This window comes from Burkholderiales bacterium (genome assembly GCA_036262035.1).
Lineage (GTDB): Bacteria > Pseudomonadota > Gammaproteobacteria > Burkholderiales > SG8-41 > JAQGMV01.
Genome location: DATAJS010000019.1, coordinates 24831 through 48876, shown reverse-complemented (window position 1 = coordinate 48876; position 24046 = coordinate 24831). Strand labels below are relative to the sequence as shown.

Sequence of the window (24046 nt, the reverse complement as noted above, 5' to 3'; positions counted from 1 at the left end):
CTCCTATGCAGTCACCAGCACTTCGTCGCCGCGCGGCGTGAAGACGTGGTCGAACCCGTCCGAGGCCCAATCCATGTACGCCACCATGTCGTCGAACCTCGGATCGCCCGCGCGCAGGACCTCGGGGCGGTACTGTTTGTCGATCATCATCGGCAGGAAAGAGACGTTTCTCACCCCGTCACGACCGAAGGTGGCCTTGGCCAGCAGCGAACGCTTCGCGTCGCGCCCATACGGCAGGAGCGGGTACTCGGGGTCCTGGTCTGCATAGTTGCGGAGCGCGCCGTGCATCCAGGGGGTTTCGCTCCACTTGGGCGATGGGAACGGCTTCGTCATGCAGAAGTTGCTGAGGCTGTAGAAGATCGCCTTGCCTTTGTAAACCTCGATCGCCTTGGGCACGTGCGCGTGATGGCCGAGGATCAGATCGGCTCCGGCGTCGATACAGGCGTGGGCGGCGATCACCTGGTAGTCGGCGATCACCCGGGGCGCCCAGATGACGCCCCAGTGAAACGCGAGCACGACGATGTCCACCTCCCGGCGCAGCCGCGCCACGTCGTCGAGGATCATCGTCATATCGCGGTCATCGGGACGCGTGATCACGCGTGGGGCCGCGTGAGGTCCGCGCAGGTCATATTCCGTCTGCACGCGGAGCGGCGCGATGCCGACTTTGCCCGGCGCAGCTTCACCGCCCTTGGGAATGACCGAGCAGTAACCGAGGAAACCGACCTTGATGCCGTTGCGCTCGACGATCGCCGGCTCGCGCGCTTCGTCGAGATCGCGCCCCGCACCCGTGACGGCAATACCTTTGTCGAGCAGCAGCTTGCGCGTATCGAGCAGCGCTTCCGGACCGAAGTCGTACATGTGGTTATTCGCGATCGTCACCGCGTCGAAACCGCAATCGGTGAAGATCTTCGCCATCTCGGGCGGCTGGCGTCCGTGCGGCTGACTGTCGTCGGCCGAGCGTGCGTTGGCGCCGCGGTCGGAATACTGGCGTTCGCAATTCGAGAATTTCAGGTCGACACTTTGCAAAGTCGGACGCACGAGCTCCGTGTAGCGCTCGATGGGGAACCCGTCGGCGGGCCCGTGAACCGGGCCGCAGTCGCCTGTGCCGATGAAGGAAATTTCGGCGCCGTTACTTCCGGGCGATGTCGTCATGTGTAGTGTCTCCGAGTCTCGAGGCGATGCCGCGACGGTCGCGGCGGCGTTACCGCAACCGTTCTATGGCTTCGCGTGGGCGCGCTTCGTGACCTGCTGCCACTTGTCGACCTCCCGGACGAACTGCGCGCGAAACTGCTCCACGCTCTGCGGAGGGGCCGGGTTCGCACCTTCCGCCGCCAGCCTGTCGCGGATTTCGGGCGAGTTGGCGATACGGGAAATCTCGGCGTTGAGCGTGTGCAGCACCGGTTGGGGTGTGCCGCCCGGCGCCAGCAGGTAATAGATGTTTCCAAGCTCGTAACCCGGCGCCACGGTTTCCGCGAGAGTCGGAAGCTCCGGATACGCGCGGACGCGCTCCCGACTGGTGATCGCGAGCGCTCGCAGCTTTCCGCTCCTGATAGGTGCGGCGCCGGACGTCGTGCTGGTGAACATGAGATTGATCTGCCCGCCCAGCAGATCGATCAGCGCGGGACCGCTCCCCTTGTAGGGCACGTGAACGAGCTTCGTACCCGTGACCGACTGGAACAGGTCCATGCCCAGGTTGTGAAGACTTCCCGGACCCGAGGTGCCGTACGTGAGCACGCCCGGTTTCGACTTTGCCAGCGTCACGAATTCGTTGGGCGTCCTGACCGGCACCGATGGATGCACGACGAAGAGATACGGTTGAGACGTCAGGTGCACGACCGGATCGAACACCTTGCGGATGTCGTAGGAGACCTTGGTGACGCCCATCAGGCTCACCGATGTGGCGCCTGCGAGCAACGTGTAACCATCGGGTGCGGCTTGCCGCGTGACGTCCATCGCGATGATTCCGGATGCCCCGCCGCGGTTGTCGACGACGACCGCGACGCCGAGCTTCTCCGCAAGGATCTGCGCGATGGGTCTGATCGTCAGGTCCTGCCCACCGCCCGGAGCCGAGCTGACGATGATTCGCAGCGGCTTTTGCGGAAAGCCGGTCGAGCCGGCGCCTGGAGCCGGCCCCTGCGCTGCGGCGGCGGTGGAAAAGCAGGCGAGCAAGAGCGCGGTTCGCCTAAGGTGTGCCATGAATCCTCCTCCTGATACGACATGGGCGCGCGCATCGGCCGCGACCACGCGGCGGGTCCGGGCGCTCGATCGGCGGCTGTCGCCGCTCTGTGCTCCATTGTATACAACTGGATTCTTAGTGCAATCGGCCGCGATTGCACTGACATCCGTCGCAGCTTCACGATCCGCGGGAATGTTCGGGATAGCCAGGTGTTGAAGGGTGGCCAGTCTCTCGATACGCCTCTTCGACGCCTAGCCTCGGAGCGCCTGCATTGAGCCTGTTCCGCTCAAAAAAAGCGGCTCCACGTATATCGGCTCATCTCAGTGCAGCTCGCTGCTGTCGAGCACGTGCATGCGGTCAGAGAGATCGCGGGCCTTCCTCATGATCTCGACCTCATTGCGCCTCGATGCAAGTTGAGCGCAGGCAGACACGATCTGCTCCACGATCTTGCAGTGACTCGTGGCGAACTTGGCGAATGACGGGTGAGATTCGCAGGCGGCGACGGCCTGCTCGAGCGCTCGGAGAGCCTCCTGGAAATTTCCCGCCTCGAGGTGCACGACAACCGCGTCAGCGAGACCTTTGACGGTCAGGTTGTGGACTTCGATGGCGTCGTCGCGTTCGCTCATCACCGCATCATAGCCGACGACTGGTACCGACGGCCGAACGCTCTGCGGCCGACTTTACATAGTCACCGGGCATCACCCGACGCGCGGGCGAGTATCTTTTCGGTGATCGTCCTGCCCATGCATATATCGACTTTCCTTTGGGTGTGGCTCGGGCCGCAGGCTATTTCGAGCGGCCCGCGGCGACCTTCTTCTCCATCTCGCGGACCGCCGTCGTCAGCTTCACGCCGCCGTGCCGCAGGAAATCCATCGGCGAGACCGTGAACAGCTTCGAGCCGATGCCCATGTAGTGGCCCATGCGGTCCACCGCGTCATCGGTGAGACGGATCGTGTGGCTCATGAACTTGCCGCTGGGGACGACACGCCTGGCGATCTCGTCGATCTGCTCGAAGACGCCCTTCATGCCGGGCGGCATGCCCATCGACTGCCACAGGTCCATGTGGCCGACATGGATCACGTCGACCCCCGGCACCGCGAGCATCTCGTCCAGCTTGTCGAGCGCCTTCACCTCCTCGATCATGCAGATCACCAGCAGCTCCCGGTTCATCGCCTGCGCCCACTCGGCCGTGTCGGGGAGACCGACGGTGTAGTTGCCGGAGCGTCCGCGGTTGTAGAAGGTGCGCTCGCCGAGCGGATGGAAGCGCGTCCATTTCACGACCTCCTGCAGGTCCGCCGCGGAGCTGCACCTGGGCACGTGTATGCCCTGCGCGCCCGCGTTGAGAAATCGCAGGACGAAGTCCGGGTTGCGCGGCAGGCGAACGATCGGGGTGATGTCGAAGGACTCCGCCGCGCGTATGCAGTGCACGACCTGCTCGTTGTTCATCGGCTCGTGCTCGCAGTCGAACGAGACGAAGTCGAAGCCGACCGCCGCGCAGAGCTCGACCAGGTCGGGCGACGGGAAGGCCACGCTCACCCCGATGGCGCACTGGCCCGCGGCGATCTTTGCTTTTGTCCTGTTGGTACGCATCCGGATATTCCTTTCTTCGATTTGGAAACCAAGACGAGGCGCCCGTGGGCTCGCACGGCGTTCCTAACCTTTCAGCTTCATATGGACGCTCCGGTGTCGATGGCAGGCGCCATCGCCGCTGCAACCGCCAGCAGGCGAGCGTCCGCGTAGCGTGCACCCACGACCTGTACGCCGACGGGAAGCCCCTTCGGACCCTTGATGCACGGAACGGCGAGACACGGCATGTGCATCGCGGTCCACAGGCCGTTGAAGATGAAGTCACCGGTGGTGTGCAGTCCTTCCGGCGCTTCTCCCGGCGCGGACGGCGTCACGACCGCGTCGAATTTCGCCGCGAGAGACTCGAACGTCCTGGCGCATTCTGCGACGAGGTCGTAGGCCTCGACCATCATCGCGCCGGTGATGCCGTGCCTGTTCTCGGCCATGTCGCGGAACTCGCGGTGCACGCGCTCGCCGTGCGCGAGCAGCTCCGGCAGGAACGCCGCGCCGCCCTCCCCGCGGGCAATCGTGCGCTGCGCCCCGTCGAGCCCGCCGAAGCGCGGCGGCAGCTCGAGCTCGTCGACAGCGGCGCCGGCCTCGTGCAACCGCTCCGCCGCCGTCACGAGCGCCTGCTGTGCCGGCGGTTCCGCCTGGCTCCAGTACGGCGTTCTGCACATCGCGACACGCAGACCACGGAGCGTCACCGGCGCCTGCGCGGCCAGGTCGCGCAGCCGGAACGCCCGGGCGACCAGCTCGAGGTCGGCGACCGAGCGACCGTACCAGCCGATCGTGTCGCACATCGCGGAGAGCAGCTTGGCGCCCTCGCGGCTGACCGCTCCCCAGGTCGGTTTGAGCGCATAGATGCCGTTGAACGACGCAGGGCGGATATGCGAGCCGCCGGTCTGCGTGCCGAAAGCGAGCGGAACCATGTAATCGCCGACCGCGGCGCCCGACCCCGACGACGATCCGCCCGGCGTATGCGCCAGGTTGTGCGGGTTGCGCGTCAACGCCTTGCGCCCGCCCGCCGCGAACTCGACCGTATCGGTCTTGCCCAGGATGAGCGCGCCGCAGTGGCGCACGACCGTAATGCATCCGGCGTCCTTGCTCGGCCGGTGCCCCCGGTATTGCGGCGAGTTCTGGCCGGTCGGCATGTCTGCCGTGTCGATGACGTCCTTCACGCCGAACGGCAGTCCGTGCAGAGGACCCGTGATCGGACGCTTGTCGAGCTCGCGCGCCTGGGCGATGGCTTGCGCCGGATCGAGGTAGGTCCAGGCGCGCACGTCGGCGTCGCGCTGGGCGATCCGCTCGAGACACGATCTCACCAGCGCTTCGCTCGTGAGCGTCCCGTCGCGGATGCGCGCCGCAGCTTGTGCAGCGGTGAGAAAGCAGGGTTCCACCGATGTGTCCTTCGATGTTCCGTCCACGCGGTCAGCGCCTGTGGATCTCGATCTCGTCGTTGCGCACCAGGTGGGGCACGACTTTCCTGAACGCGGCCTCGCGCGGCGACAAAGGCCGCGGCTTCAATCGACCGTCGCGCCGGAGGCGCGCACGACCTGCGCCCATTTGGCCACTTCGGCTTTCATATAAGCCGCGAACCACGCCGGCGTGTTCGGCGCCAGCTCCGCGCCGTCGGCGGTGAGCCGCTCTTTCACGTCCGGCTGCTGCAGCAGCGCGTTCACTTCGGCATTGAGCCGCGTGACGATCGCGCTCGGCAGTCCGGCCGGTCCGAGCAATCCCCACCATTGCGTGATCTCGTAGCCGGCCAAGCCGGATTCGGCGATCGTCGGCAGGTCGGGCACGAGCGGCGAGCGCTTCGCGCCCGTCATGCCGAGCGCGCGCAGCCTGCCGCTCTTCACGTGCGGCAGCGCCGGCGGCATCGTCGAGAACATGAGATGCGTCTGGCCGCCGATGAGATCGATCAGTGCGGGCCCCGAGCCCTTGTAAGGCACGCCCAGGATGTCCACTTTGGCAAGACTCTTGAACAGCTCGGCCGCGAGATGAACCGAGCCGCCGGTGCCTGCCGAAGCGTAGTTGAGCTGACCCGGCTTCGATCCCGCGAGCGAGATCAGCTCGCGCACCGATCTGACCGGCAGCGACGGGTGAACGACGAGGATGTTCGGCGTCGACCCGAGGTACGCGACCGGCGACAGCTCCTTCAAAGGGTCGTACGGCATTTTCCTGTAGAGGCTCGGGTTGATCGTGAGACTGCCTACGGTGCCGATCAACAGGAGGTAACCGTCCGGGGGCGCCTTGGCCACCAGGTCCGAGCCGATGTTGCCCCCGCCGCCTCCGCGATTGTCGATGACGACCGTCTGCTTGAGGCGCTCGGAGAGCTTCTGCGAAGTGATGCGCGCGACGATGTCCGTGCTGCCGCCCGGTGCGAACGGCACGATCACGCGCACCGGCTTCTCCGGATACGATTGCGCATGCGCGGCGATGGCCGTTGCCATGGCGGCAACCGATACCGCGAGCGCCGCTCGCTTCATACGCGTCGAATCACGCGGCGCGCCGCGGCTCGAACACCGCTTCCGCCGCCGCGCACGCGGCGCGGACGTGCTCCACCGCCGCGGTACGCGCCCCCGTCGCGTCCTTCTTTTCGATCGCTTTGAGGATGCGGCGCATCTCGGCGGCGCTGTATTTGTCGCGCCCCGGGCGCGACATCGAACGCGACCGCAGAAAGTTGATGCGCGCCACGAGTCCCTGCAGCAGCTCGCGGATGATGGTGTTGCCGCAGCCCTGCAGCATCACTTCGTAGAACCGGCTGGTTGCGGTCAGGCGGCCCATCGCGTCGTTCGCCTCCGATGCTTCGGTGAATGCGGTCAGCGCCTGCGCCATCGCCCGTTTCTCCTCGGGCGTCGCGCGTCCGGCGAACAGCGCCGCCGCTTCGCCTTCGAGTATCGCGCGCACGTCGTAAATGGCCTTGGCTTCTTCCCAGGTGATCTCGGCGACCGACGGTCCGCGATTGGGAATGATCGAGATCAGCTTTTCCGCTTCCAGGCGCCGCAGTGCTTCGCGCATCGACGTGCGGCTCACTTCCATGCGCTCGCAGAGCTCCGCCTCGACCAGGCGCTGTCCGGGCTTGAAGTACCCGGACATGATCGCGTCACGCAGCTTGTTCGCCGTTTGTACCTGTACCGTCTGGGGCTCGACTTTGAGATCCATGGAGTGATGCTTCGCTGGAAGATTGTATGACAATCATAATGTTGCACGACAGCAGTGTCAACGCGATCAGGCCTTTCCCGCGGCGAAGCGGAACACGAGCGAGGGCTCCTCCGCGCGGTCGCGCGGCTTGCGTATCCGCGCCGCCATCTCGATGGCATACGGCGCGCATTCGAGCACTATCGCCCATTGCCGTTCGTTCAGATCGAGGCCGGCCCGACGGGCCATCTTCTCCACGTGGGCGCGCGTGGCCGCGTCTACGTCCGGTGTTCCCGGCTCGTTCGCCGTCTTATCTACGGCAGGCTGCGGCTTTCCGGCGACCAGATCGGGGCGCCGTTTGTGCCAGTCGGTCGCGGTCTGATAGGCGTGCCCGGCGCGCAGCACGGTCGCATCGTCCAGCGGACGCCCGATGACCTGAAGCCCGAGCGGCAGCCCCGTGCGCGAAAAGCCGCACGGCAGCATGAGCACCGGGTTGCGCACCACATTGGAAGGCGTGCACACGTTGTTTCCGGTCCAGAAGTTCCTGGTGCGCCACGAGTCGAGACGCGGTGCCGGCCCCAGGCCGCAGGTGAGCAGCACGTCGTATTTCTGGTACAGCGGCGCCATCTCTGCAACGAGGCGCCGGTGCTCGCGCAAGGCCTGCACGTAATCGACCGACTGGAACAGGCAGGCGGGCAGGACACGACCGAGGAAGTCCTTGCCGAAGTCCCCCGGCCGCGCGATGAGCTCATCCTGGTGAATGGCGAAGAGCTCGGTCTCGGCGATGACCACCTTGACGTCCGAATACTCGCGGACCGGGCGCGCGCGGCAATCCTCGAGTCTCGCTCCGAGGCTCGCGAAAACACCGATCGCGTCTTCGAGCGCGCGCCGGTGGTCTTCGTGCGCCGGCACGTCTTCCTCCCAGTAATGGCGCAGCACGCCGACCCTGAGGCCCTCGATGCCGCCGGCGAGCCGCGCCCGGTAGTCCGGAATCTCCTGCTCGATGCTGCCCGCGTCACGCGCATCGAAACCGGCGATGGCCTGCAGCAGGATGGCGCAGTCTTCGACGCTGCGCGCCATCGGTCCGCAATGGTCGAACGTGAACGAATTGGGCATCACGCCGGCGCGGCTCACGAGCCCGTAGGTCGGCATGAAACCGGTGATGCCGCAATGGGACGCGGGGTTCCTGATGGAGCCTCCGGTATCGGAACCCATCGCCGCCGGCACGAGGCCGGCGGCGAGCGCCGCGCCCGAGCCGCTCGACGAGCCTCCGGTCGCGTGCTCGAGGTTCCAGGGATTTCGTGACGGCGGCCGCAGCACGTCGAACGACACGCCGCCGTGCGCGAATTCGTGAGTTTGCGTCTTGCCGAGCAGCACCGCGCCCGCCTCGTGCAGCTTGCGCGTGGTCGTGGCGTCCTCGCCCGGGACATTGTCTTTGCATACCCTGGAACCGCCGGACGTGAGAACGCCCCTGGTCGCGTAAATGTCCTTGAGCGCGAACGGTATGCCGTGCAGCGGGCCGCGGTAGTGACCCGCCGAGATCTCGGCCTCGGCGCGCCGCGCCTGTGCGCGCGCGTGATCCGCCGTCACCGTGATGTAGGCATCCAGTTGCGGATCGAACGTTTCGGTCCGTGCGAGCAGTGCATCGGCATACTCGAGCGGTGACACCTTGCGCGCCGCAATGAGCTGCGCGGCTTCAGCGACGCCGAGCGCATGCAGGTCCTGGGTCATGCCGGTTCTCCCGAGGTTCCGAGCGGCTGCAGGAGCTCGCGCATGTTCTTCGCGTGCTCGAGCGTCCGCACGCGCGTGACGCAGTCGTCGATCGCGGCCGCGGGAAGCACGCGCTTCGCATTTCGCGTGAACTTGTCGATCAGGGCCGGATGCAATTCGCTGCCTTCGAGGCCCGGAACCGAGAACCCCGATTTGATGTGCCGCGACACGGTGCGGCCGTTCTTGAGCTCGATGACCACTTCCATCCCGAGGAAATCCTTGCCCTTGGTGAAGTCGAGCTTCGCCATGTCCGGATGGGGCTCGATCGACACGCGCCGGATGACGTCGCGCATGAGGGGATCGTGCACGCGGTCTTCGCGGAACTGCTCCACTTCGACCTGGCCGTCGACCAGCGCGGCCGCGATGCAGTAGTGCAGGCTCAGCTTGCCTTCCAGCCCGCTCTGCGGGTCGTCGTTCCACAGCGAATGCTGGATCATGTGGTTGCCCAGACAACGAACGCGCTCGACGTCCTGGGCGCGGATGCCCTCTTCCTTCACCATCTGCAGCGTCGCGACGATCCCGGCCTGCGTATGGAAATTGGAAGGGAAGATCTTGAACGCGATGCCCGGATCGAGGATTTCGAGCGGGTTGCCGATCTTCGCTCCGATCGATTCGAAGTCGTTCGGCTTGCCGCCCGAGAACACGTTGGCGAATCCGTGCCGGCCTTCGATGAGGTCGCGAGCGCTGCCGAATCCGTTCTGGGTCAGGAGCGCCGCCGCGAGCCCGCCGCGGGCGGCGAGCCCGGCGTGCAGCGGTTTCACCATGAAGCCGAGCTGGGGCCGCAGGCCCGACGAATAGCTCGCGGCGATGCCCAGCGCGTTCTCGGTCGCGGCGGCATCGAATCCGAGCAGGTTCGACACGGCCGCGGCCGCGCCCAGGGTGCCGATGACGGCCGTCGGGTGGTAGCCCAGCACGATCGATTGCGGATTGATCAGCCGGCCCACCTTGGCGCACGTCTCGAACCCGGCGACGTAGGCTGCCGCGAATCGTTTGCCGTCGGCGCCGCGGGTCTCGGCCGCCGCGAACAGCGCGGGCATGATCACCACGCTCGGATGACCGGCCATGCCGAAGGTGGCGTCGTCGTACTCCTCCCAGTGCGCCATGGTGCCGTTGAAGAACGCAGCCGCCTCTTCGGACATGCGCGTCCGCTCGCCGATGAGCGTCGCGTCTCCCCGGGCGTATTGGGACTCGACATACTTGCGGACGATCGCCAGGCCTTCGGCTTTGCACCCTGCCAGCGCTACCGCGAAATAATCCAGCACGGCCGCCTTGACCCACGGCAGAACGGGCTCTGGAAGACGTTCGTAACGCAGGTCGGCGATCCACTTCGAGAGCGTTTTCGTAAAGCTCATGTCATTGGCCTTCAGAGTGATGTCTCGACGACGACTTCATCGCCTTCGACGCGAAACTTGTGAGGATGCTGGTCCGAGACCCACTCGGTGTAATCGAGTATCTCCTGGAACTTCGGATCGTCGGCCCCGACCACATACGGCTGTGCGCGATGGTTGATGTACGCAGGCAGAAACGACACGCGCTCGACCCCCTGCTTCCCGATCACCGCCTTCGCCACCATGGTCTTGCGGCAATGCGCGGGAAAGTTGTACATGCCGAGCGGCGGCTGGCACTCGGGCTCGATCTGATACCAGATCAGGTTCCAGTCGAACGTCCCGGTCGAGCGGCTCTTGGATCCGGTCTGCATGAAATTGCCGATGCTGTAGAAGCACACCTTGCCCTTGTAGACCTCGATCGCCTTGATGGAGTGCGCGTGGTGTCCGAGTATCAGGTCGGCGCCTGCGTCGATCGCCGCATGCGCGATGGGCTGCTGGTAGGTGCACAGCGTCTTGGCGACGTGCCGCAGCCCCCAGTGGATCGACAGGATCACCACGTCCGCCTGTTGCTTCGCCTTCCTGATGTCCTCCTGCAGAGCTTCGACGTCTTCCTTGTACGGCGTCGTGATGATCTTCGGAGGCGCGCCGGGCTGGAATTCCTCGGCGTGATAGTAGGTATGGGCTCGTGCAGGCGCTACACCGGCCTTTGCCTCACCTGCCGCCTGGCCGTCCCGCAACACCGAGCAGTACGACAGCACCGCGATCGTGACCCCGTTGCGCTCGATGATCGCGGGCTTGCGCGCTTCCTCGCCGTCGCGCCCCGCGCCGATCACGTGCTTGCCCATGCCGCGGAACAGGTCGACCGTATCGAGCAAGGCATCCGGACCCCAGTCCATCGAATGGTTGCTCGCCATCGAGACGATGTCGATGCCGGCCGCGTTCCACACCCCCGCCATGCGCGGATGCTGGCGCGCGTGATGACCGCCGGGGCCGTAGATGAACTGCGGATCGTCGCCGCGCTCGGAGTACACACGCTCGCACTGTCCCAGGCGCAGATCCGCCTGCTTCAGCACCGGCGCGATCAGCTCGGCGAACTGCTCGGTGGGCTCGTATACCGGGCCGATGTCGCCTCCGGCCATGAGCGTGATGGTGTTGCCGTTCCTGGTTGTCATGTCCTCGCTCCCTGTCTTACATGGGCGGTATGCCGGCAGCCTTCACGACCGCTCGCCACATCGCGATCTCGTTCCTGATGAGCTTGTCGAACTCCCCCGGAGAGTTGCCGACGGCCTCGTAACCTTGCGCCGTCAGCGCCGTGACGACTTCGGCGGACGTCACGCCTTTCACCGCGGTTTCGTGCAATCTCGCAATGATGGCCGGCGGCGTGCCGGCAGGCGCCAGCAGGCCCTGCCACGTTCGGACGTCGAAGTTCGGCACCGTTTCGGCCAGCGCCGGAAACTCGGGTGTGGCCGCGACGCGCTTTGCGCTGGTGACCGCCAGCGCCCGCAGCTTTCCGGCCCGCACCAGCGGCAGCGCAGTGGGCATGGTGATGAACGCCATCTGAACCTGCCCGGCGACGACGTCGGTCGTCGCTTGCGGCGCGCCCTTGTACGGCACGTTCACGATCTCCGTGCCGGTCCTCATCTTGAACAGCTCGCCCGCCAGATGAGAGCCCACCGCCACTCCGCCGGCCGCGTAGTTGAGCTGGCGCGGTTTCGCCTTCGCCAGCGCGATCACTTCGGCCACGCTCTTCGCAGGAAACGACGGATGCGCGACGAAGAGGTACGGCGTCGAGGAAAGCATCGTCACCGCCGCGAGGTCTTTCACCGGATCGTACGGCAGCTTGATGAAGACGCTGGGATTGATGGTATGTCCCGCGGTCACCATCATGACCGTGTAACCGTCGGGGCTCGCTTTCGCCGTCAGGTCGGTGGCGATCGTCCCGCCGGCCCCACCGCGATTGTCGATGACGATCTGCTGGCCGAGGGCTTCGCTCATCTTCTGCCCGACCAGCCGCGCCACGATATCCGCACCGCTGCCCGCGGGCGCGCTGACCAGCATGCGTATCGGCTTGCCCGGATAGGATTGCGCCGACGCGACGCCGGCGAGACAGGCGGTGAGCACCAGCAATGCCCGAGTCATCATTGATCGCCCCCGAAGCGCTCGCGTCGACGCCCTGCGCTCATTGCAGCGTGATCTTCGCGTCCTTCACGACGCGCGCCCATTGCTTCACTTCCGCCTCCATGAGCGCCTTGTGCTCGGCGGGCGTGCTCGATACAGGGTCCACGCCCTGCGACGCGAACTTCGCCTTGACGTCGTCCGTCGCGACGATCGCTCGCAGCTCGGCGCTGAGCAGATTCACCACCGACGCCGCGGTGCCGGCGGGCGCGAACACGCCGAAGATGTTCCTGACGTCATAGCCCGGATATCCCGATTCGGCGACGGTCGGCACATCGGGCAGCGCCGCGCTGCGCTTGGGGCCCGTGACCGCGAGCGCGGTCAGGCGCTTCGACTGGATGAGCGGCATTCCCGCCGGAATGCTCGTGAAACCGAGCTGTACCTCGCCGCCCGCGAGCGCGACCGCCGCGCCCGCCCCGCCCTTGTAAGGCACGTGCAGAACCTGGGCGCCGATGCGGCCGAGGAGCAGCTCCATCGCGAGATGACCGGTGCTCGCCAAACCCGCCGAACCGTAGCGGACCGAAGCGGGCTTGGTACGCACCAGGGTCACGAACTCGGAAAACGTCCTGACGGGTATCGACGGATGCGCCATCAGCACGTTCGCCCCCGAGGAGACGGTGGACACGTACGCGAAATCGTTCAGCAGGTCGTAGCCGAGCTTGGGATAGAGCGTCACGCTCGAAGCCAGCGTCAGCGTTCCGGCGAGCATCAGCGTGTAGCCATCGGGGCTCGCGTGCGCGGCGAGCTCCGCAGCAAGGTGGCCCGAAGCTCCCGACCGATTGTCGACGATCACCGGCTGGCCCAGACGTTCGGTCAGCTTCGGGCCGATGACGCGCGCGTTGTAATCGTCGGTGGAGCCGGCGGGGAAACCGACGATCAACCGGATCGGGCGGTTCGGATAGCGGCTATCCGCGGCTGCTGCAAGCCCGACCTGCGTGAGGATCAGCGCGCATACGATTCGTATCCACATGCGATCTTCCTTTGCCGTTCATGCGTAGAACCGGGGCGTGCGCACGATCCACTCGAGGTATTCGGCGTAAGCCGTTTCCATCGATGTGGCTGCGAACCCGATTTCCTGCTCGAGCCTGCCGGTGTCCATGAGCCCGCGATCCCGATCGGTGTACCAGATGTTCGCGTCTTCGTTCGCGCCCGCGGTCGTGAACATGAAACGGGGAAACGTGCGTGCGAGCGCGTCGCACCAGCGCGCGATCGGCGCATGCCATGCGACGCCCGAAGAGACGTTGTAGAGCGCGTACCGCAGCGACGGCGCGAGGAGCAGCCCCGCCAGCGCCTGCGCCACGTCGCCGCTGTAGACCCAGTCGCGCCGGATCTCGCGGCTCGTGAGGATTGCGCGCTTGCCCGCCGCCGCCATCGCGGCGAGCTGCGAATGCGTGCCGAAATTGTCACGCGCACCGGTGTCGCGCTCCCACGGGCCGATGACCGTGCCGAGGCGCACGCACGCCACGTCGATGTCCCAGAGCGCTTTCAGCCGCATGCACATGCGCTCGGCGGCATGCTTGGTGATGCTGTAGAGGGTGGTCGGAATCGACGGCGTGGTCTCGTAGAGCCGCGGCAACCGGTAGAGCGATTCGCCGTACGCCGCGCCCGACCCGACGTACAGCACGCGCTTCACGCCGTGCGCACGGGCGCAGTCGAGCACGTTGATCGTGCCGTGCAGGTTGACGTCGACGATGCTCGCGGGATCGCGCCCTTCCCGGGCCGGGCCGGAGGTCACCGCGGCCGCGTGCAGCACGCGGTCGATCGTGTAACGTTCGAAAACGCGGCGCAGCGCAGCGGCGTCGAGGACGCTGCCGCGCTCGAGCGTGAGCCGGGTTTTGTGGCGCGCGAGGGCTTCGGCCGCGCCCGCGGGCAGATCGCCGGCATCGAGCGACACGACGTCTTCCCCCCGCTCGAGGAGCGCCTGGACGACATTGACGCCGACGAAACCCGAGCCGCCGGTGACGAGAACGGTCATGACGCCCGGCCCTCGTGCGCCGAGATCGGGTCGTAACGCCAGCGCGCCGCCGGCTCGAATCCCGCAATCGGCGCGTCGTCGCCCCCGGTGGCGCGCAGCACGATGTGCGTCCACGGACCGCCGTCCGCGGAGATCACCTTGTACGCACGCAGGCCGGTGCCGCCTCCGCGGCAGGCGGCGTCGAACGCCGATTCGCGGCCCGGCTCCACGACGTAAGTCAGCGCGGTGAGGTGCCCGCGCTGCGTGCCGCCGCCGGACGAATCGCAGATCTCGGTACACGTATAGCGGGTGAAGCCGCGCACCGCTTTCAGCATCGAAGCGGTCCGCACCGACGGCTGCGTCTTCACCACGTGGTAGCCCGGGCTGTCGAGCACCGCCATATCGCCGATCTCGTAGATCGCGAGATATTTGCGGTCGACGCCCTGCTCCCGGTAACGCACGGCGCGATCGAAGCCTGCGAGCGCGAGGCGCACCGGGATGTGCTCGGTCTCGTACCAGTCGTTGAACTCCGCCTCCAGCGCCGGCGGCGGCTCCATCTGCGAGAACAGTATCCCTTTCAAATCTCCACTCCCGCACGCAGCCGTCGCGCGCTCACCGCGCGGCGGCCCACGGCCAGCATTTGAAATGGCGCGTCTCGAAAGCCTCGATCTGCGCGACGTATTCGAGCGCGAGCGCGGCGTCGTCCAGTCCTTTGACGAGACGAAGCATGCGCGCCGAATCGATGTCGAAATGAAGCTCGCGGCCGTCGGGGCCGCACACCGTCTGCGCCTCGAGATCGACGGTCATCCCGGCGCCGGGACGTTCGTGCAACTGCTGCCGCAGGGCGATGACGTCCTGCGCCGGGAGCACGACCGGCAGCAGGCCGTTGCGAAAACAGTTGCTGAAGAAGATCTCACCGAAGCTCGCCGCGACGATGCAGCGGAAGCCCGCGTCCACGAAGGCATAGACCGCCGATTCGCGCGACGAACCGCACGCGAAATTGGGACCGGTCACGGCGATCCGTGCGGCGCGATAAGGCGCGCGATTCAGAATGAAATCGGGGCGCTCGTTGCCGTCCGGATCGAACCTCGCGTCGCGAAAGAGAAAGTTGTGATACCCCGCCGAACGAGGCTTGCGCAGGAAACGCGACGGAAAAATACGCCCCGTGTCGATGTTCGCGTCGTCGAGCGGCACGGCGACCGCGGTCAGCCGCTGGAACGGTTCAGGCATAGGCCCGGCTCCTCAGAAGCTCCTCGCGAATCGGGCTGCGCCGCGCCCCGCGGTGCGGCCGAGCACCGCGCCGCAGGTGAGCCCGGTCCCGCTGGGGTAGTTGTGATAGAAGAGACCGCCGACCATCTCGCCGGCGGTGTAGAGCCCGGGTATCGATTTGCCTGCGTCGTCCTCGACTTCGGCGCCGGTCGCGATCTTCAGGCCGCCGAACGTGAAGGTGATCCCGGCGGTGACCGCATACGCCTCGAACGGCCCGCGATCGACCGGGCGCGCCCAGTTCGACTTCGGCAACGCGAGGCCGGCGGTTGCGAGGCCGTCCTTGATGCTGGAGACGTACGGCGCTTCGGTACGAGGTGCTGCGCCGTTGAACGCTTCGACGGTGCGCAGAAAGCCCTCGGCGTCGACGCCTTCCATCTTGTGCGCGAGCTCTTCGAGCGTCGGCGCCTGCACTTTCGTCACCTGGCGGATGCGATAGGTCTCGCGCAGCAGAGGAATCGCGCGCTGGTCGAAAACCTGCCACGCGAAATGGCCGGGCTGCGCGAGAACTTCGCGGCCGAAGCGCGCGTACGTGAGCGTCTGGAAGTCCGCGCCCTCGTCGACGAAGCGTTCGCCGCGCGCGTTCACCATGATGCCGAACGGATAGCTGTGCTTCTGATACGCGCCTTTGACGACCGGGTCGCCGTATTCGGGCGCGTTGAGCTCCCAGCAGCTCGAATGCGCGCACGACCAGTGACCGTAGGAGCGCGCCCCCACGTCGAGCGCCATGCGCAAGCCCGCGCCGGTGTTGAAACGGGTGCCGCGGACTTTCGCGAGCTCCCAGTTCGGACCCAGGTAGCGCGTGCGCATCTCGGTGTTCGCTTCGAACCCGCCGCAGGCGAGCACCACCGCCCGCGCACGGATCTCGCACGCCTCGCCTTTATGCAGGACCTGCACGCCGGCGATGCGCGTCCCGTCGCGCAACAGCCCGACGGCCGGTGTCTCGTAAAGCGTGCGGATCCCCTCGCTCGCGGCGCGCGCGTGCAGCGCATCGATGAGGCCCTGTCCGCCGCCCCAGACGATGCACGGGAGACCGCCCCAGAACTTCATGCGGCCGTCGACTTTGGACGCCTGGCGGCCGAAAGCGGCCTCGAAGCGCACGCCTTTGCCGCGCAGCCAGACTAGGGTGTCGAGGCTCGCCTCGATCACCGACTCGACCAGCTCGGCATTGCAGCGATATTGCGTCACTCGCGCCATGTCGTCGAAGAAGTCGGACGCGGTATACACGCCGAAATCGGTATTGCGGATGTCGTCCTCGGTGAGACCGCCGATCACCTTGACGAGATCGTCGACGCCGTTGAACGCGACGCGCATCTGGCCGCCGGCGTAAGCGGTGTTGCCGCCGCGGTCGTCCTCGCCGGCGGCGTCGATCATCAGCACCGCGGCGCCGGCTTCGCGCGCCGCGAGCGCCGCGCACGATGCCGCGTTGCCGGTTCCAACGACCACCACGTCGGTGGTTTCGAGCACCTTCATACCTGCCCCCCTTGCTCTGAATTCGTTACCGCGACGACAGCACGCCCGCGAAGAGGCTCGCGCCAAAACCGCCGCGTCCCGATGCGGGCATCGCCGGCGCCTCCTTCAGGTATTCCTTGACCGCGCGGATCGCGTCCAACGGCTGATTGCAGATCGTCCCGACGAGCGCCGCCGCCCGCGCGTCGAGCTCGGCACCCGGCACCACGCTGTTGGCGAGACCGATCGCCAGGGCATCGCTCGCGGAGAGCTCGGCGGTCGAGTACACCAGGTAGCCGATCGTGCGCGGCGACAGGCGGTCCCATAGCGCGGACATCGCCAGCGTCGGCGGCAGGCCGCGTCCCATTTCAGGAAGGCGAAAGCGCGCGCTGTCGGCGGCGAGCGTCATGTCGCAGGCGCCTGCGAGGGCGCAGCCGAAACCATAGGCCGCCCCCTGCACGACCGACAGCGTTGCGACCGGGAGGTCGCGCAGCACCCCGTAGAGACTCACCATCGGTCCGGTCATGCGCTCGCGGATCGCCAGCGCGCTCGGCGTCGCGCGGCCGGCCGTCGCGCTTTCGGGCGCGGCCTGATAGTCGCGGCCCTTGCAGAAGTCCGGTCCGCCGCCCGCGATGACGACGAGCTTCACATCGGAGCCGATGCCGCGCAGCACCTCGGAGAGCGCCGCCACCATCTCGCTCGTGACGAGGTTGCCGCACTCGGGCCGGTTCAGCTCGATACGGCACGCGCCGTTCGCGGTCTTGACGGAAATCTCGCTCATCTAGGCTTCTCCCAATAATTTTCTGACGTCGGTGATGCGGCCGGTCACCGCCGCCGCAGCCGCCATCGCGGGGCTCATCACGTGGGTGCGCGCCCCCGGCCCCTGCCGTCCTTCGAAGTTGCGCGGAGACGTCGACGCGCAGCGCTTGCCCCGCTGCACGACGTCGCCGTTCGACCCGACGCACATCGAGCAGCCCGAATCGCGCCATTCGAATCCCGCGGCCGTGAAGACCGCGTCGAGTCCCTCGGCTTCCGCGGCGCGCTTGACGCTGCGCGATCCCGGCGAGACGACCGCCGGCACGCGCGCACGCCGTCCTTCGACGACACGCGCGGCGCTGCGCAGGTCGTCGAGGCGCGAGTTCGAGCACGAGCCGATGAATACGAGATCGATCGCGATGTCCGATACCGCGGTGCCTGCCGCGAGCCCCATGTAGTCGAGCGCCCGTTGCATGCGCGCGCGGCGCTCGCCGTCTTCCACGGTCGCAGGATCGGGCACGCAGCCGTCGACGGCGACCGAATCGTCGAGGCTGGTGCCCCACGTCACGGTGGGCTGCACCGCTGCGGCGTCGATATGGACGTCGCGGTCGTAATGCGCGTCCGGACGCGGATGAAGCGCGAGCCACGCCTCGACCGCGCTGTTCCACAACCGCGTGTCGCGCAAAGCGCTGCGCTCTTCGAGGAACATGACCGTCGTCGCGTCGGGAGCGACCATGCCCGCCTGCGAGCCGGCTTCGATCGACATGTTGCACAAGGTCATGCGCGCTTCCATGCTCATGCTTCTCACGCAGCTTCCCGCGAACTCCAGCGCGTAGCCGCTGCCGCCGTTCGCGCCGATCGCAGCGATGACGTGCAGCACCGCGTCCTTGGCGCTCACGCCGGCGCCGAGCGAGCCTTCGATGGCGATGCGCATCGCCTTGGGCTTGCGCTTCCAAACGGTCTGCGTGAAGAACACCTGGCGCAGCTCCGACTGTCCCACGCCGAACGCGAGCGCGCCGAACGCGCCGTTGGTGCAGGCGTGGGAGTCCGACCCGGTGATGACGAATCCCGGCAGAACGAGCCCGAGCTCCGGTCCGACGACGTGCATGATCCCCTGCTGATCGTGCGCCATTCCGAAATGACGCAGTCGATGACGCACCGCGTTCGCTTCGAGCTGCACGATCATTTCACGCACTTCGGCGTCGGCGATCGCACCGACCCCGCGCTCGCGTCCGCGCGTCGGCGCGTAGTGGTCGCAGAACGCGACGTTCTGGCCGGGTCTGGAAAGCGGCCGTCCCTCGTCCGCCAGCGCTTCGAACGCCTGCGTCGATTCCTCGTGCACGAAGTTGCGGTCGACGTAGAGCAGCGACTCCTCGCCGAGCGTCGCGACCGTATGCCGCGACCAGATCCTGTCGAGCAGAGTAGACACCGATGCGCGTCAGTCGACCGTCGCGCCCGCCGCTTTCACGACCGGCGCCCATTTCGCGATGTCCTTGCGGATGTACTCGGTGTAATCCTTCGGGCCCAGCGGCGAGGAGAATCCGCCCACGCTCGCGAAGCGCTCTTTCACGTCGTCCTGCGCCACGGCCGTGAACACCGCCTTGCTGAGCGTGTCCGAGATCGCCGGCGGCACGCCGGCGGGCCCCGAGATGCCGAACCACAGACCGCCTTCGACGCCGGGATACCCCGCTTCGGCCATCGTCGGGAGGTCCGGAAGCACGGTCGAGCGCTTGGCGCTGGCCGCCGCGAGCGGACGCAGCTTCCCGGCCTTGATGTTGCCGAGCAGCGAAGGCAGCCCGTCGAACATCGCATGGAGCTGCCCGCCCGCGAGCTCGATCACCGCGGGGCCGCTGCCCTTGTACGGCACGTGCGTCAGCGGCGCGCCGGTCTTCATCTTGAAGAGCTCGCCCAGGAGGTGGGGCGGACTGCCGGCGCCGGACGAGCCGAACAGCAGGGGCTTCTGCTTCGCGAGCGCGACGAATTCCTTCACGGTCTTCGCCGGCACCGACTGGTGCACCACCATCACCGCCGGAATCGTATTGACGAGCGCGATGTGGGTGAAGCTCTTCATCGGGTCGTACGGCAGCTTGCGGTAGACCGACGGCGCGATGCCGTGGGTCGTGCTCGACGAGAACAGCAGCGTGTGCCCGTCGGGCGTCGCCTGCGCGACGAGATCGCTGGCGATCGTGCCGGCGGCGCCGCCGCGATTCTCGACCACGATCTGCTGCCCGAGGAGCTCGCCGAGCTTGGCGCCGAGGATGCGAGCGGTGAAATCGGACGCGCCGCCCGGCGGCACCGGCACGACGAGGCGCAGCGGCCGCTGCGGCCATGTTTCCGCGGCATGGGAAAGGGCCGGCGCGGACGCCAGCACTGATAAAACGAGCGTTGCGACGATTCTCACTTCGATGCCTCCATTCAACAAATTGTCATTGCGAGGAGCGACAGCGACGAAGCAATCCCGGCGCGGCCGAAAAGCGCGCACGTTGCGGATCGCCACGGCGTTCCTGCCGGAGTCGGCTGGCGATGACTCATCCCTGATTGGCCGCCGCTTCGCGGCCGGCGATGCGCCCGAACACGGCGCCCGACACCAGCCCGGTGCCGCCCGGATAGCCGTTGAAGAAAATACCGCCGACGATCTCTCCGGCCGCATAGAGGCCGCGGATCGGCTCCCATGCCGCATCGACGACCTGTGCCCGCGGCGTGATGCGCAAGCCGCCGAAGGTGAACGTGATACCGGTGGTGACCGCATACGCTTCGAACGGGCCGCGATCGATGCGGTACGCCCAGTTGGACTTGGGAAGCGCAAGGCCCTTCGTCGCACGCCCGTCGCGCACCGAGATGTTGATCTGCGGCTCGCCCGGCGGCACCGCGGCGTTGTACGCGGCCATCGTCTTCAGGAACGCTTTCGAGTCGACGCCTTCCAGCTTGTCCGCGAGCGCTTCCAGCGTGGGCGCGGTGACCTTGGTGACCTCGCGGATGCGGTACTCCCGCAGCAGCAGCGGCACCGCGCGCTGGTCGAACACCTGCCACGCGAGCATCCCCGGCTGCGCGAGGATCTCGCGGCCTATGCGCGAATAGGTGTAGACCTGCAGATCCGCGCCTTCGTCGACGAAGCGCTCGCCCCGCGCATTGATCATGACGCCGATCGGATAGCTGAACTTCTGGTAGCCGTCGCCGACGCGAAGATCGCCGGTTTCGGGAGAGTTCAGGTCCCAGCACGTCGAGTGCGCGCCCGACCAGTGACCGGCCGCGCTCGCGCCGATGCGCAGCGCCATGTTCAGGCCCTGCCCGGTGTTGAACTTCGTGCCCCGCACTTTGGCGAGGTCCCAGTTGGGACCGAGATAGCGCGCGCGCATCTCGGCGTTCGCTTCGAATCCCCCGCACGCGAGCACCACCGCCTTCGCCCGCACGTCGAACGTGTCGCCGCGCGAAGCACAGCGCACGCCGACGACCCGGCGCGAGTCGAGGATGAGATCGAGCGCATGCGTGTGATGGCGGATCTCGATCCCCGCTTTCGCCGCCGCGGCATAGTACGCGTCGAGCAGACCGGGCCCGCCGCCCCAGATCTCGCACGGCAGGCCGCCCCAGAACTTGTAGCGGCCGTCGACCTTGACCGCCTGCCGCCCGTAGCTCGCCTGGAAGCGCACGCCCTGCTCGCGCATCCACTTCAACGTCGCATGGCTCCCGTCGACGAGCGCCTCGACCAGCTCGGGATTGCAGCGATATTGCGTGAGCCGGCCGACGTCCTCGAGGAAATCCTCGCGCAGGTATTGGCCGAAGTCCGACGAGGCGATCTCCTCGCGCGTGAGATCGGGAACGATCTCGAGCAGGTCTTCGACCCCGCGATACGTGGTGCGCGTCTGACCCGCGGCATACCGCGTGTTGCCGCCGGCGTTGTCGGGATCGGCGGCCTCGAGAACGATCACGCGCGCGCCGTGCTGACGCGCGGTCAGCGCCGCGGCCATTGCCGCATTGCCCGCGCCGACCACGACGACGTCGTATGAATTCATTGCACCCTCACTCCACCTTGATATTCGCCGCGACGATCACGTCGTGGTATTTCCTGATCTCGGCGTGAATGTAGTCCCGGAGCTGTTGAGGGCTCGACGTGGAGATCTCCACGCCCTGCTCGTCGAGACGCTTCACCACGTCGGGCTGCTTGAGAACCGCGCCCATCGCTTCGTGCAGCCTGCGAGCGGGCGCGCCGGGCAAGCCTCCGGGACCGAGCAGCCCCCACGATTCGGCCATGACGAAATTGGGATAGCCGGATTCGATCAGCGTCGGCGTGCCCGCAAACTTCGGCGATCGCTCGCGGCTCGCGACGCCGATCGCGCGAAGCTTGCCGCCGCGCACGAGGCCCAGCACCGAACCGACGGGCGCGAACAGCATGTCGACCTGTCCGCCCATCACCCCCGCGGCCGCAGGGCCGCCGCCTTTATAGGGCACGTGGATCATGCTCGCGCCCCTGGACTGGAGCTTGACCAGCTCCCCGGCGATGTGCGCCGCAAGTCCGATCCCCCCGGACGCGAAGCTCACCGGTTTTCCGCTCTCTTTCGCGCGCGCGACGAGCTGCTCGACCGACTGGGCCGGATTCGTGGCGTTCACGACGAGAACGAGCGGCGAGATGCCGACGAAAGTCACCGGCGTGAAATCCTTTTCGGTGTCGTAGCCGAGCGACTTGCGCAGCAGCGTTGCATTCGCGGCGTGCGCGGAGAGCGCAGGCAGGCCCATCGTGTAACCATCGGGCTGGGCGCGCGCGATCAGCGACATCGCGATCAGACCGCCGCCTCCGCCGCGGTTGTCGATGACGATCTGCTGGCCGAGCTCGTTCGAGAGCGGCCCCGCGACGATGCGTGCGATGAGGTCGGTGGTCCCGCCGGGCGCATAAGGGAGGATGAGACGTATCGGCTTGCTCGCGACCCACTCGGCGGCATGGGCGGAAATCGACAGCGCAATGCAAAAGATTGCGACCAAAGCAGCTGGCGCGCGGCTCATGCGGGCTCTCCCTGGATGTCGAGGCGAATCAGATTCAGCACGTCGCCGATGTCGCGCGCGTCCCCGAGGCTCCACACCGCCTCCTCGATCGCGTCGCGCCGAGCGTCCGTGACCAGCCCCGCACAGAGCTTGCGGAACTTGGTCTCGACCTCGGCCTCGCTCATCGGGTTCTTCGCGTGGCCTTTGGGATGGCTTCCGGCTTCGACGAAACGCCGTCCTCGCGTGTCGACCACCTCGATGCGGCACTCCATCGATTCCGGGCACTTGCGCGTGAACTCCTCGTTCTCGCTGATGCGGATACGGTCCATGAGCGGCGGCAGCTTCGGGTCGCGGATGCGCTCCTCGCTGAACGAAGCGACCGAGATGTCGCCGTCGGAGAGCGCCACCGCGAGCATGTACGGCAGGCTGTGATCGGCGGTCTCGCGGGTGGTCGGCCGCCACTTCTCGGGCTCGCTCCCGATCTCGGTATAGGTGAAGTGATACGTCTCGACGTGTATCGATTCGACGTCGTCGGCTTTGACGTGCTCGCGCAGCTTCAGGATGAGCTCGAGCGGCAGCAGCGAGTTGTACTCGGTCGGGAAGAACTTGATGCCGGTTCTCTCCACGGCGTAGGGCGCGCCGTTGCCCCCGAACGGCGCGAGCTCGAAGGGACCGGTGACCTGGTCCCGGACGCCGTGGCGGCCTTCGAATATCGCCGAAGGTCCGGTCATGCCTTCACGCGCAAGCTCGGTCGCGGTGACCGACGCTCGCGCGGCGTGAGGCGCCGCACAGCCTTTCCACATCGTCAGCGCGCCGCTGCGGGTCTGGCGGATGGGCACGTTGGCCGCGCACGTGAGCGCGATGGCGTTCGCCATGCGCTCACGGTCGAGCCCGAGCAGGTTGCCGAGGCCCGCGGTCGCCCCGAGCGAGATGTAGAACCCGTGGTCGTAGCCCTTGTTGAACAGGTTGCACGAGTCCGCGAAGCTCGCGAACACTTCGACCGCCGCGACGATCGCGAGCAGCGCGTCGCGGCCGCTCTTGTGATGGGCCTCGGCGACCGCGAGTATCGCCGGAATGAAATCGCTGGGGTGCGCGACTTCCAGCGACATGTAGGTGTCGTTGAAGTCGAGGTAGCGGACCATGACGCCGTTCGCGAAAGCCGCGGCTTCCACCGAGCTCGACGCACCGGAGCCCCAGACGGTCGCCGGCGGCGTGCTGCTCGCACGCGCGGCGATGCGGCGCGCAATGCGCGCGGGCTCGCTGTGATAACCGCCGATCGCACAGCCGATCGAATCGAGCAGGAGCGTCTCGGTCGCGCGCACGGCGTCGGTCGTGAGGTGCTCGTAGCGCAGGCCGGTCGCGTACTCCGCGAGGTGCGCGGTCGTTCTATCCACCGTTCCTCCTCATCTCCCGCGCGGCAGTTGGTGGCGTATATGCCTTGACAGGATTGTATGACAATCATAATGTCGGTCCTGTAACGCGTCAAACAATCAA

At 66.8% G+C, this 24046-nt stretch carries 22 protein-coding genes; all 22 read right to left on the bottom strand.

Annotated elements, in window-relative coordinates:
- Window positions 1-3: 3 nt before the first annotated feature.
- The 22 genes from VHP37_22575 to VHP37_22470 all read right to left on the bottom strand — a co-directional run bounded on the left by VHP37_22575 (window position 4) and on the right by VHP37_22470 (window position 23946).
- Window positions 4-1152 carry a CapA family protein gene (locus VHP37_22575; GenBank protein HEX2829151.1) on the bottom strand — a complete coding sequence of 383 codons (1149 nt, stop codon included), beginning with the start codon at window positions 1150-1152 and terminating at the stop codon, window positions 4-6.
- A gap of 63 nt (window positions 1153-1215) precedes the next feature.
- Window positions 1216-2196: a tripartite tricarboxylate transporter substrate-binding protein gene (locus tag VHP37_22570; GenBank protein ID HEX2829150.1), complete on the bottom strand. Its 981-nt coding sequence runs from the start codon at window positions 2194-2196 to the stop codon at window positions 1216-1218.
- Between the two features lie 300 nt (window positions 2197-2496).
- A complete protein-coding gene (locus tag VHP37_22565; GenBank protein ID HEX2829149.1) occupies window positions 2497-2802 on the bottom strand; it encodes a hypothetical protein in 306 nt (101 codons plus the stop codon).
- 160 nt (window positions 2803-2962) lie between these two features.
- Window positions 2963-3766 carry an aldolase/citrate lyase family protein gene (locus VHP37_22560; GenBank protein ID HEX2829148.1) on the bottom strand — a complete coding sequence of 268 codons (804 nt, stop codon included), beginning with the start codon at window positions 3764-3766 and terminating at the stop codon, window positions 2963-2965.
- Between the two features lie 77 nt (window positions 3767-3843).
- Window positions 3844-5139, bottom strand: coding sequence for an amidase (locus VHP37_22555; protein HEX2829147.1), 1296 nt, complete (start codon window positions 5137-5139; stop codon window positions 3844-3846).
- 123 nt (window positions 5140-5262) lie between these two features.
- A complete protein-coding gene (locus tag VHP37_22550) occupies window positions 5263-6192 on the bottom strand; it encodes a tripartite tricarboxylate transporter substrate binding protein (protein HEX2829146.1) in 930 nt (309 codons plus the stop codon).
- 46 nt (window positions 6193-6238) lie between these two features.
- On the bottom strand, window positions 6239-6904 hold the full coding sequence (locus tag VHP37_22545; protein HEX2829145.1) for a GntR family transcriptional regulator: 666 nt from the start codon (window positions 6902-6904) through the stop codon (window positions 6239-6241).
- Between the two features lie 66 nt (window positions 6905-6970).
- Window positions 6971-8611 carry an amidase gene (locus tag VHP37_22540; protein HEX2829144.1) on the bottom strand — a complete coding sequence of 547 codons (1641 nt, stop codon included), beginning with the start codon at window positions 8609-8611 and terminating at the stop codon, window positions 6971-6973.
- The gene (locus tag VHP37_22535) at window positions 8608-10002 is read right to left on the bottom strand and encodes an MmgE/PrpD family protein (protein ID HEX2829143.1); all 1395 of its coding nucleotides are present in this window, start codon (window positions 10000-10002) and stop codon (window positions 8608-8610) included. Before VHP37_22535 ends, VHP37_22540 begins: the two co-directional genes overlap by 4 nt.
- A gap of 11 nt (window positions 10003-10013) precedes the next feature.
- Window positions 10014-11150, bottom strand: coding sequence for a CapA family protein (locus VHP37_22530; protein ID HEX2829142.1), 1137 nt, complete (start codon window positions 11148-11150; stop codon window positions 10014-10016).
- A gap of 16 nt (window positions 11151-11166) precedes the next feature.
- Entirely contained in the window at window positions 11167-12117 is a 951-nt protein-coding gene (locus tag VHP37_22525; GenBank protein HEX2829141.1) for a tripartite tricarboxylate transporter substrate binding protein, read from the bottom strand.
- A 40-nt stretch (window positions 12118-12157) separates the two neighbouring features.
- Window positions 12158-13123, bottom strand: coding sequence for a tripartite tricarboxylate transporter substrate-binding protein (locus VHP37_22520; GenBank protein ID HEX2829140.1), 966 nt, complete (start codon window positions 13121-13123; stop codon window positions 12158-12160).
- A gap of 18 nt (window positions 13124-13141) precedes the next feature.
- On the bottom strand, window positions 13142-14128 hold the full coding sequence (locus VHP37_22515; GenBank protein HEX2829139.1) for an NAD(P)-dependent oxidoreductase: 987 nt from the start codon (window positions 14126-14128) through the stop codon (window positions 13142-13144).
- Complete coding sequence (locus VHP37_22510; GenBank protein ID HEX2829138.1) at window positions 14125-14688, bottom strand: hypothetical protein; 564 nt, start codon at window positions 14686-14688, stop codon at window positions 14125-14127. Before VHP37_22510 ends, VHP37_22515 begins: the two co-directional genes overlap by 4 nt.
- 31 nt (window positions 14689-14719) lie before the next feature.
- Entirely contained in the window at window positions 14720-15337 is a 618-nt protein-coding gene (leuD, locus tag VHP37_22505) for a 3-isopropylmalate dehydratase small subunit (protein HEX2829137.1), read from the bottom strand.
- Window positions 15338-15349: 12 nt separating this feature from the next.
- Complete coding sequence (gene tcuA / locus VHP37_22500; protein HEX2829136.1) at window positions 15350-16846, bottom strand: FAD-dependent tricarballylate dehydrogenase TcuA; 1497 nt, start codon at window positions 16844-16846, stop codon at window positions 15350-15352.
- A 25-nt stretch (window positions 16847-16871) separates the two neighbouring features.
- Entirely contained in the window at window positions 16872-17603 is a 732-nt protein-coding gene (locus VHP37_22495; protein ID HEX2829135.1) for an enoyl-CoA hydratase/isomerase family protein, read from the bottom strand.
- Window positions 17604-19007 (bottom strand): 3-isopropylmalate dehydratase large subunit, encoded by a 1404-nt coding sequence (locus VHP37_22490; protein HEX2829134.1) that lies wholly within the window; start codon window positions 19005-19007, stop codon window positions 17604-17606. It abuts the gene before it with no gap.
- A gap of 9 nt (window positions 19008-19016) precedes the next feature.
- Complete coding sequence (locus VHP37_22485) at window positions 19017-19979, bottom strand: tripartite tricarboxylate transporter substrate binding protein (protein HEX2829133.1); 963 nt, start codon at window positions 19977-19979, stop codon at window positions 19017-19019.
- A 127-nt stretch (window positions 19980-20106) separates the two neighbouring features.
- Window positions 20107-21588 (bottom strand): FAD-dependent tricarballylate dehydrogenase TcuA, encoded by a 1482-nt coding sequence (gene tcuA / locus VHP37_22480; protein ID HEX2829132.1) that lies wholly within the window; start codon window positions 21586-21588, stop codon window positions 20107-20109.
- Between the two features lie 7 nt (window positions 21589-21595).
- A complete protein-coding gene (locus VHP37_22475; protein ID HEX2829131.1) occupies window positions 21596-22573 on the bottom strand; it encodes a tripartite tricarboxylate transporter substrate-binding protein in 978 nt (325 codons plus the stop codon).
- Window positions 22570-23946, bottom strand: coding sequence for an MmgE/PrpD family protein (locus VHP37_22470; GenBank protein HEX2829130.1), 1377 nt, complete (start codon window positions 23944-23946; stop codon window positions 22570-22572). Before VHP37_22470 ends, VHP37_22475 begins: the two co-directional genes overlap by 4 nt.
- Window positions 23947-24046 lie beyond the last annotated feature (100 nt).

Excerpts from the sequence above, each read along its gene's own strand:
- VHP37_22575 (HEX2829151.1), bottom strand. The coding sequence starts at position 1,152 with ATGACGACATCGCCCGGAAGTAACGGCGCCGAAATTTCCTTCATCGGC.
- VHP37_22570 (HEX2829150.1), bottom strand. The coding sequence starts at position 2,196 with ATGGCACACCTTAGGCGAACCGCGCTCTTGCTCGCCTGCTTTTCCACC.
- VHP37_22565 (HEX2829149.1), bottom strand. The coding sequence starts at position 2,802 with ATGAGCGAACGCGACGACGCCATCGAAGTCCACAACCTGACCGTCAAA.
- VHP37_22560 (HEX2829148.1), bottom strand. The coding sequence starts at position 3,766 with ATGCGTACCAACAGGACAAAAGCAAAGATCGCCGCGGGCCAGTGCGCC.
- VHP37_22550 (HEX2829146.1), bottom strand. The coding sequence starts at position 6,192 with ATGGCAACGGCCATCGCCGCGCATGCGCAATCGTATCCGGAGAAGCCG.
- VHP37_22545 (HEX2829145.1), bottom strand. The coding sequence starts at position 6,904 with ATGGATCTCAAAGTCGAGCCCCAGACGGTACAGGTACAAACGGCGAAC.
- VHP37_22540 (HEX2829144.1), bottom strand. The coding sequence starts at position 8,611 with ATGACCCAGGACCTGCATGCGCTCGGCGTCGCTGAAGCCGCGCAGCTC.
- VHP37_22535 (HEX2829143.1), bottom strand. The coding sequence starts at position 10,002 with ATGAGCTTTACGAAAACGCTCTCGAAGTGGATCGCCGACCTGCGTTAC.
- VHP37_22530 (HEX2829142.1), bottom strand. The coding sequence starts at position 11,150 with ATGACAACCAGGAACGGCAACACCATCACGCTCATGGCCGGAGGCGAC.
- VHP37_22525 (HEX2829141.1), bottom strand. The coding sequence starts at position 12,117 with ATGACTCGGGCATTGCTGGTGCTCACCGCCTGTCTCGCCGGCGTCGCG.
- VHP37_22520 (HEX2829140.1), bottom strand. The coding sequence starts at position 13,123 with ATGTGGATACGAATCGTATGCGCGCTGATCCTCACGCAGGTCGGGCTT.
- VHP37_22515 (HEX2829139.1), bottom strand. The coding sequence starts at position 14,128 with ATGACCGTTCTCGTCACCGGCGGCTCGGGTTTCGTCGGCGTCAATGTC.
- leuD (HEX2829137.1), bottom strand. The coding sequence starts at position 15,337 with ATGCCTGAACCGTTCCAGCGGCTGACCGCGGTCGCCGTGCCGCTCGAC.
- tcuA (HEX2829136.1), bottom strand. The coding sequence starts at position 16,846 with ATGAAGGTGCTCGAAACCACCGACGTGGTGGTCGTTGGAACCGGCAAC.
- VHP37_22495 (HEX2829135.1), bottom strand. The coding sequence starts at position 17,603 with ATGAGCGAGATTTCCGTCAAGACCGCGAACGGCGCGTGCCGTATCGAG.
- tcuA (HEX2829132.1), bottom strand. The coding sequence starts at position 21,588 with ATGAATTCATACGACGTCGTCGTGGTCGGCGCGGGCAATGCGGCAATG.
- VHP37_22475 (HEX2829131.1), bottom strand. The coding sequence starts at position 22,573 with ATGAGCCGCGCGCCAGCTGCTTTGGTCGCAATCTTTTGCATTGCGCTG.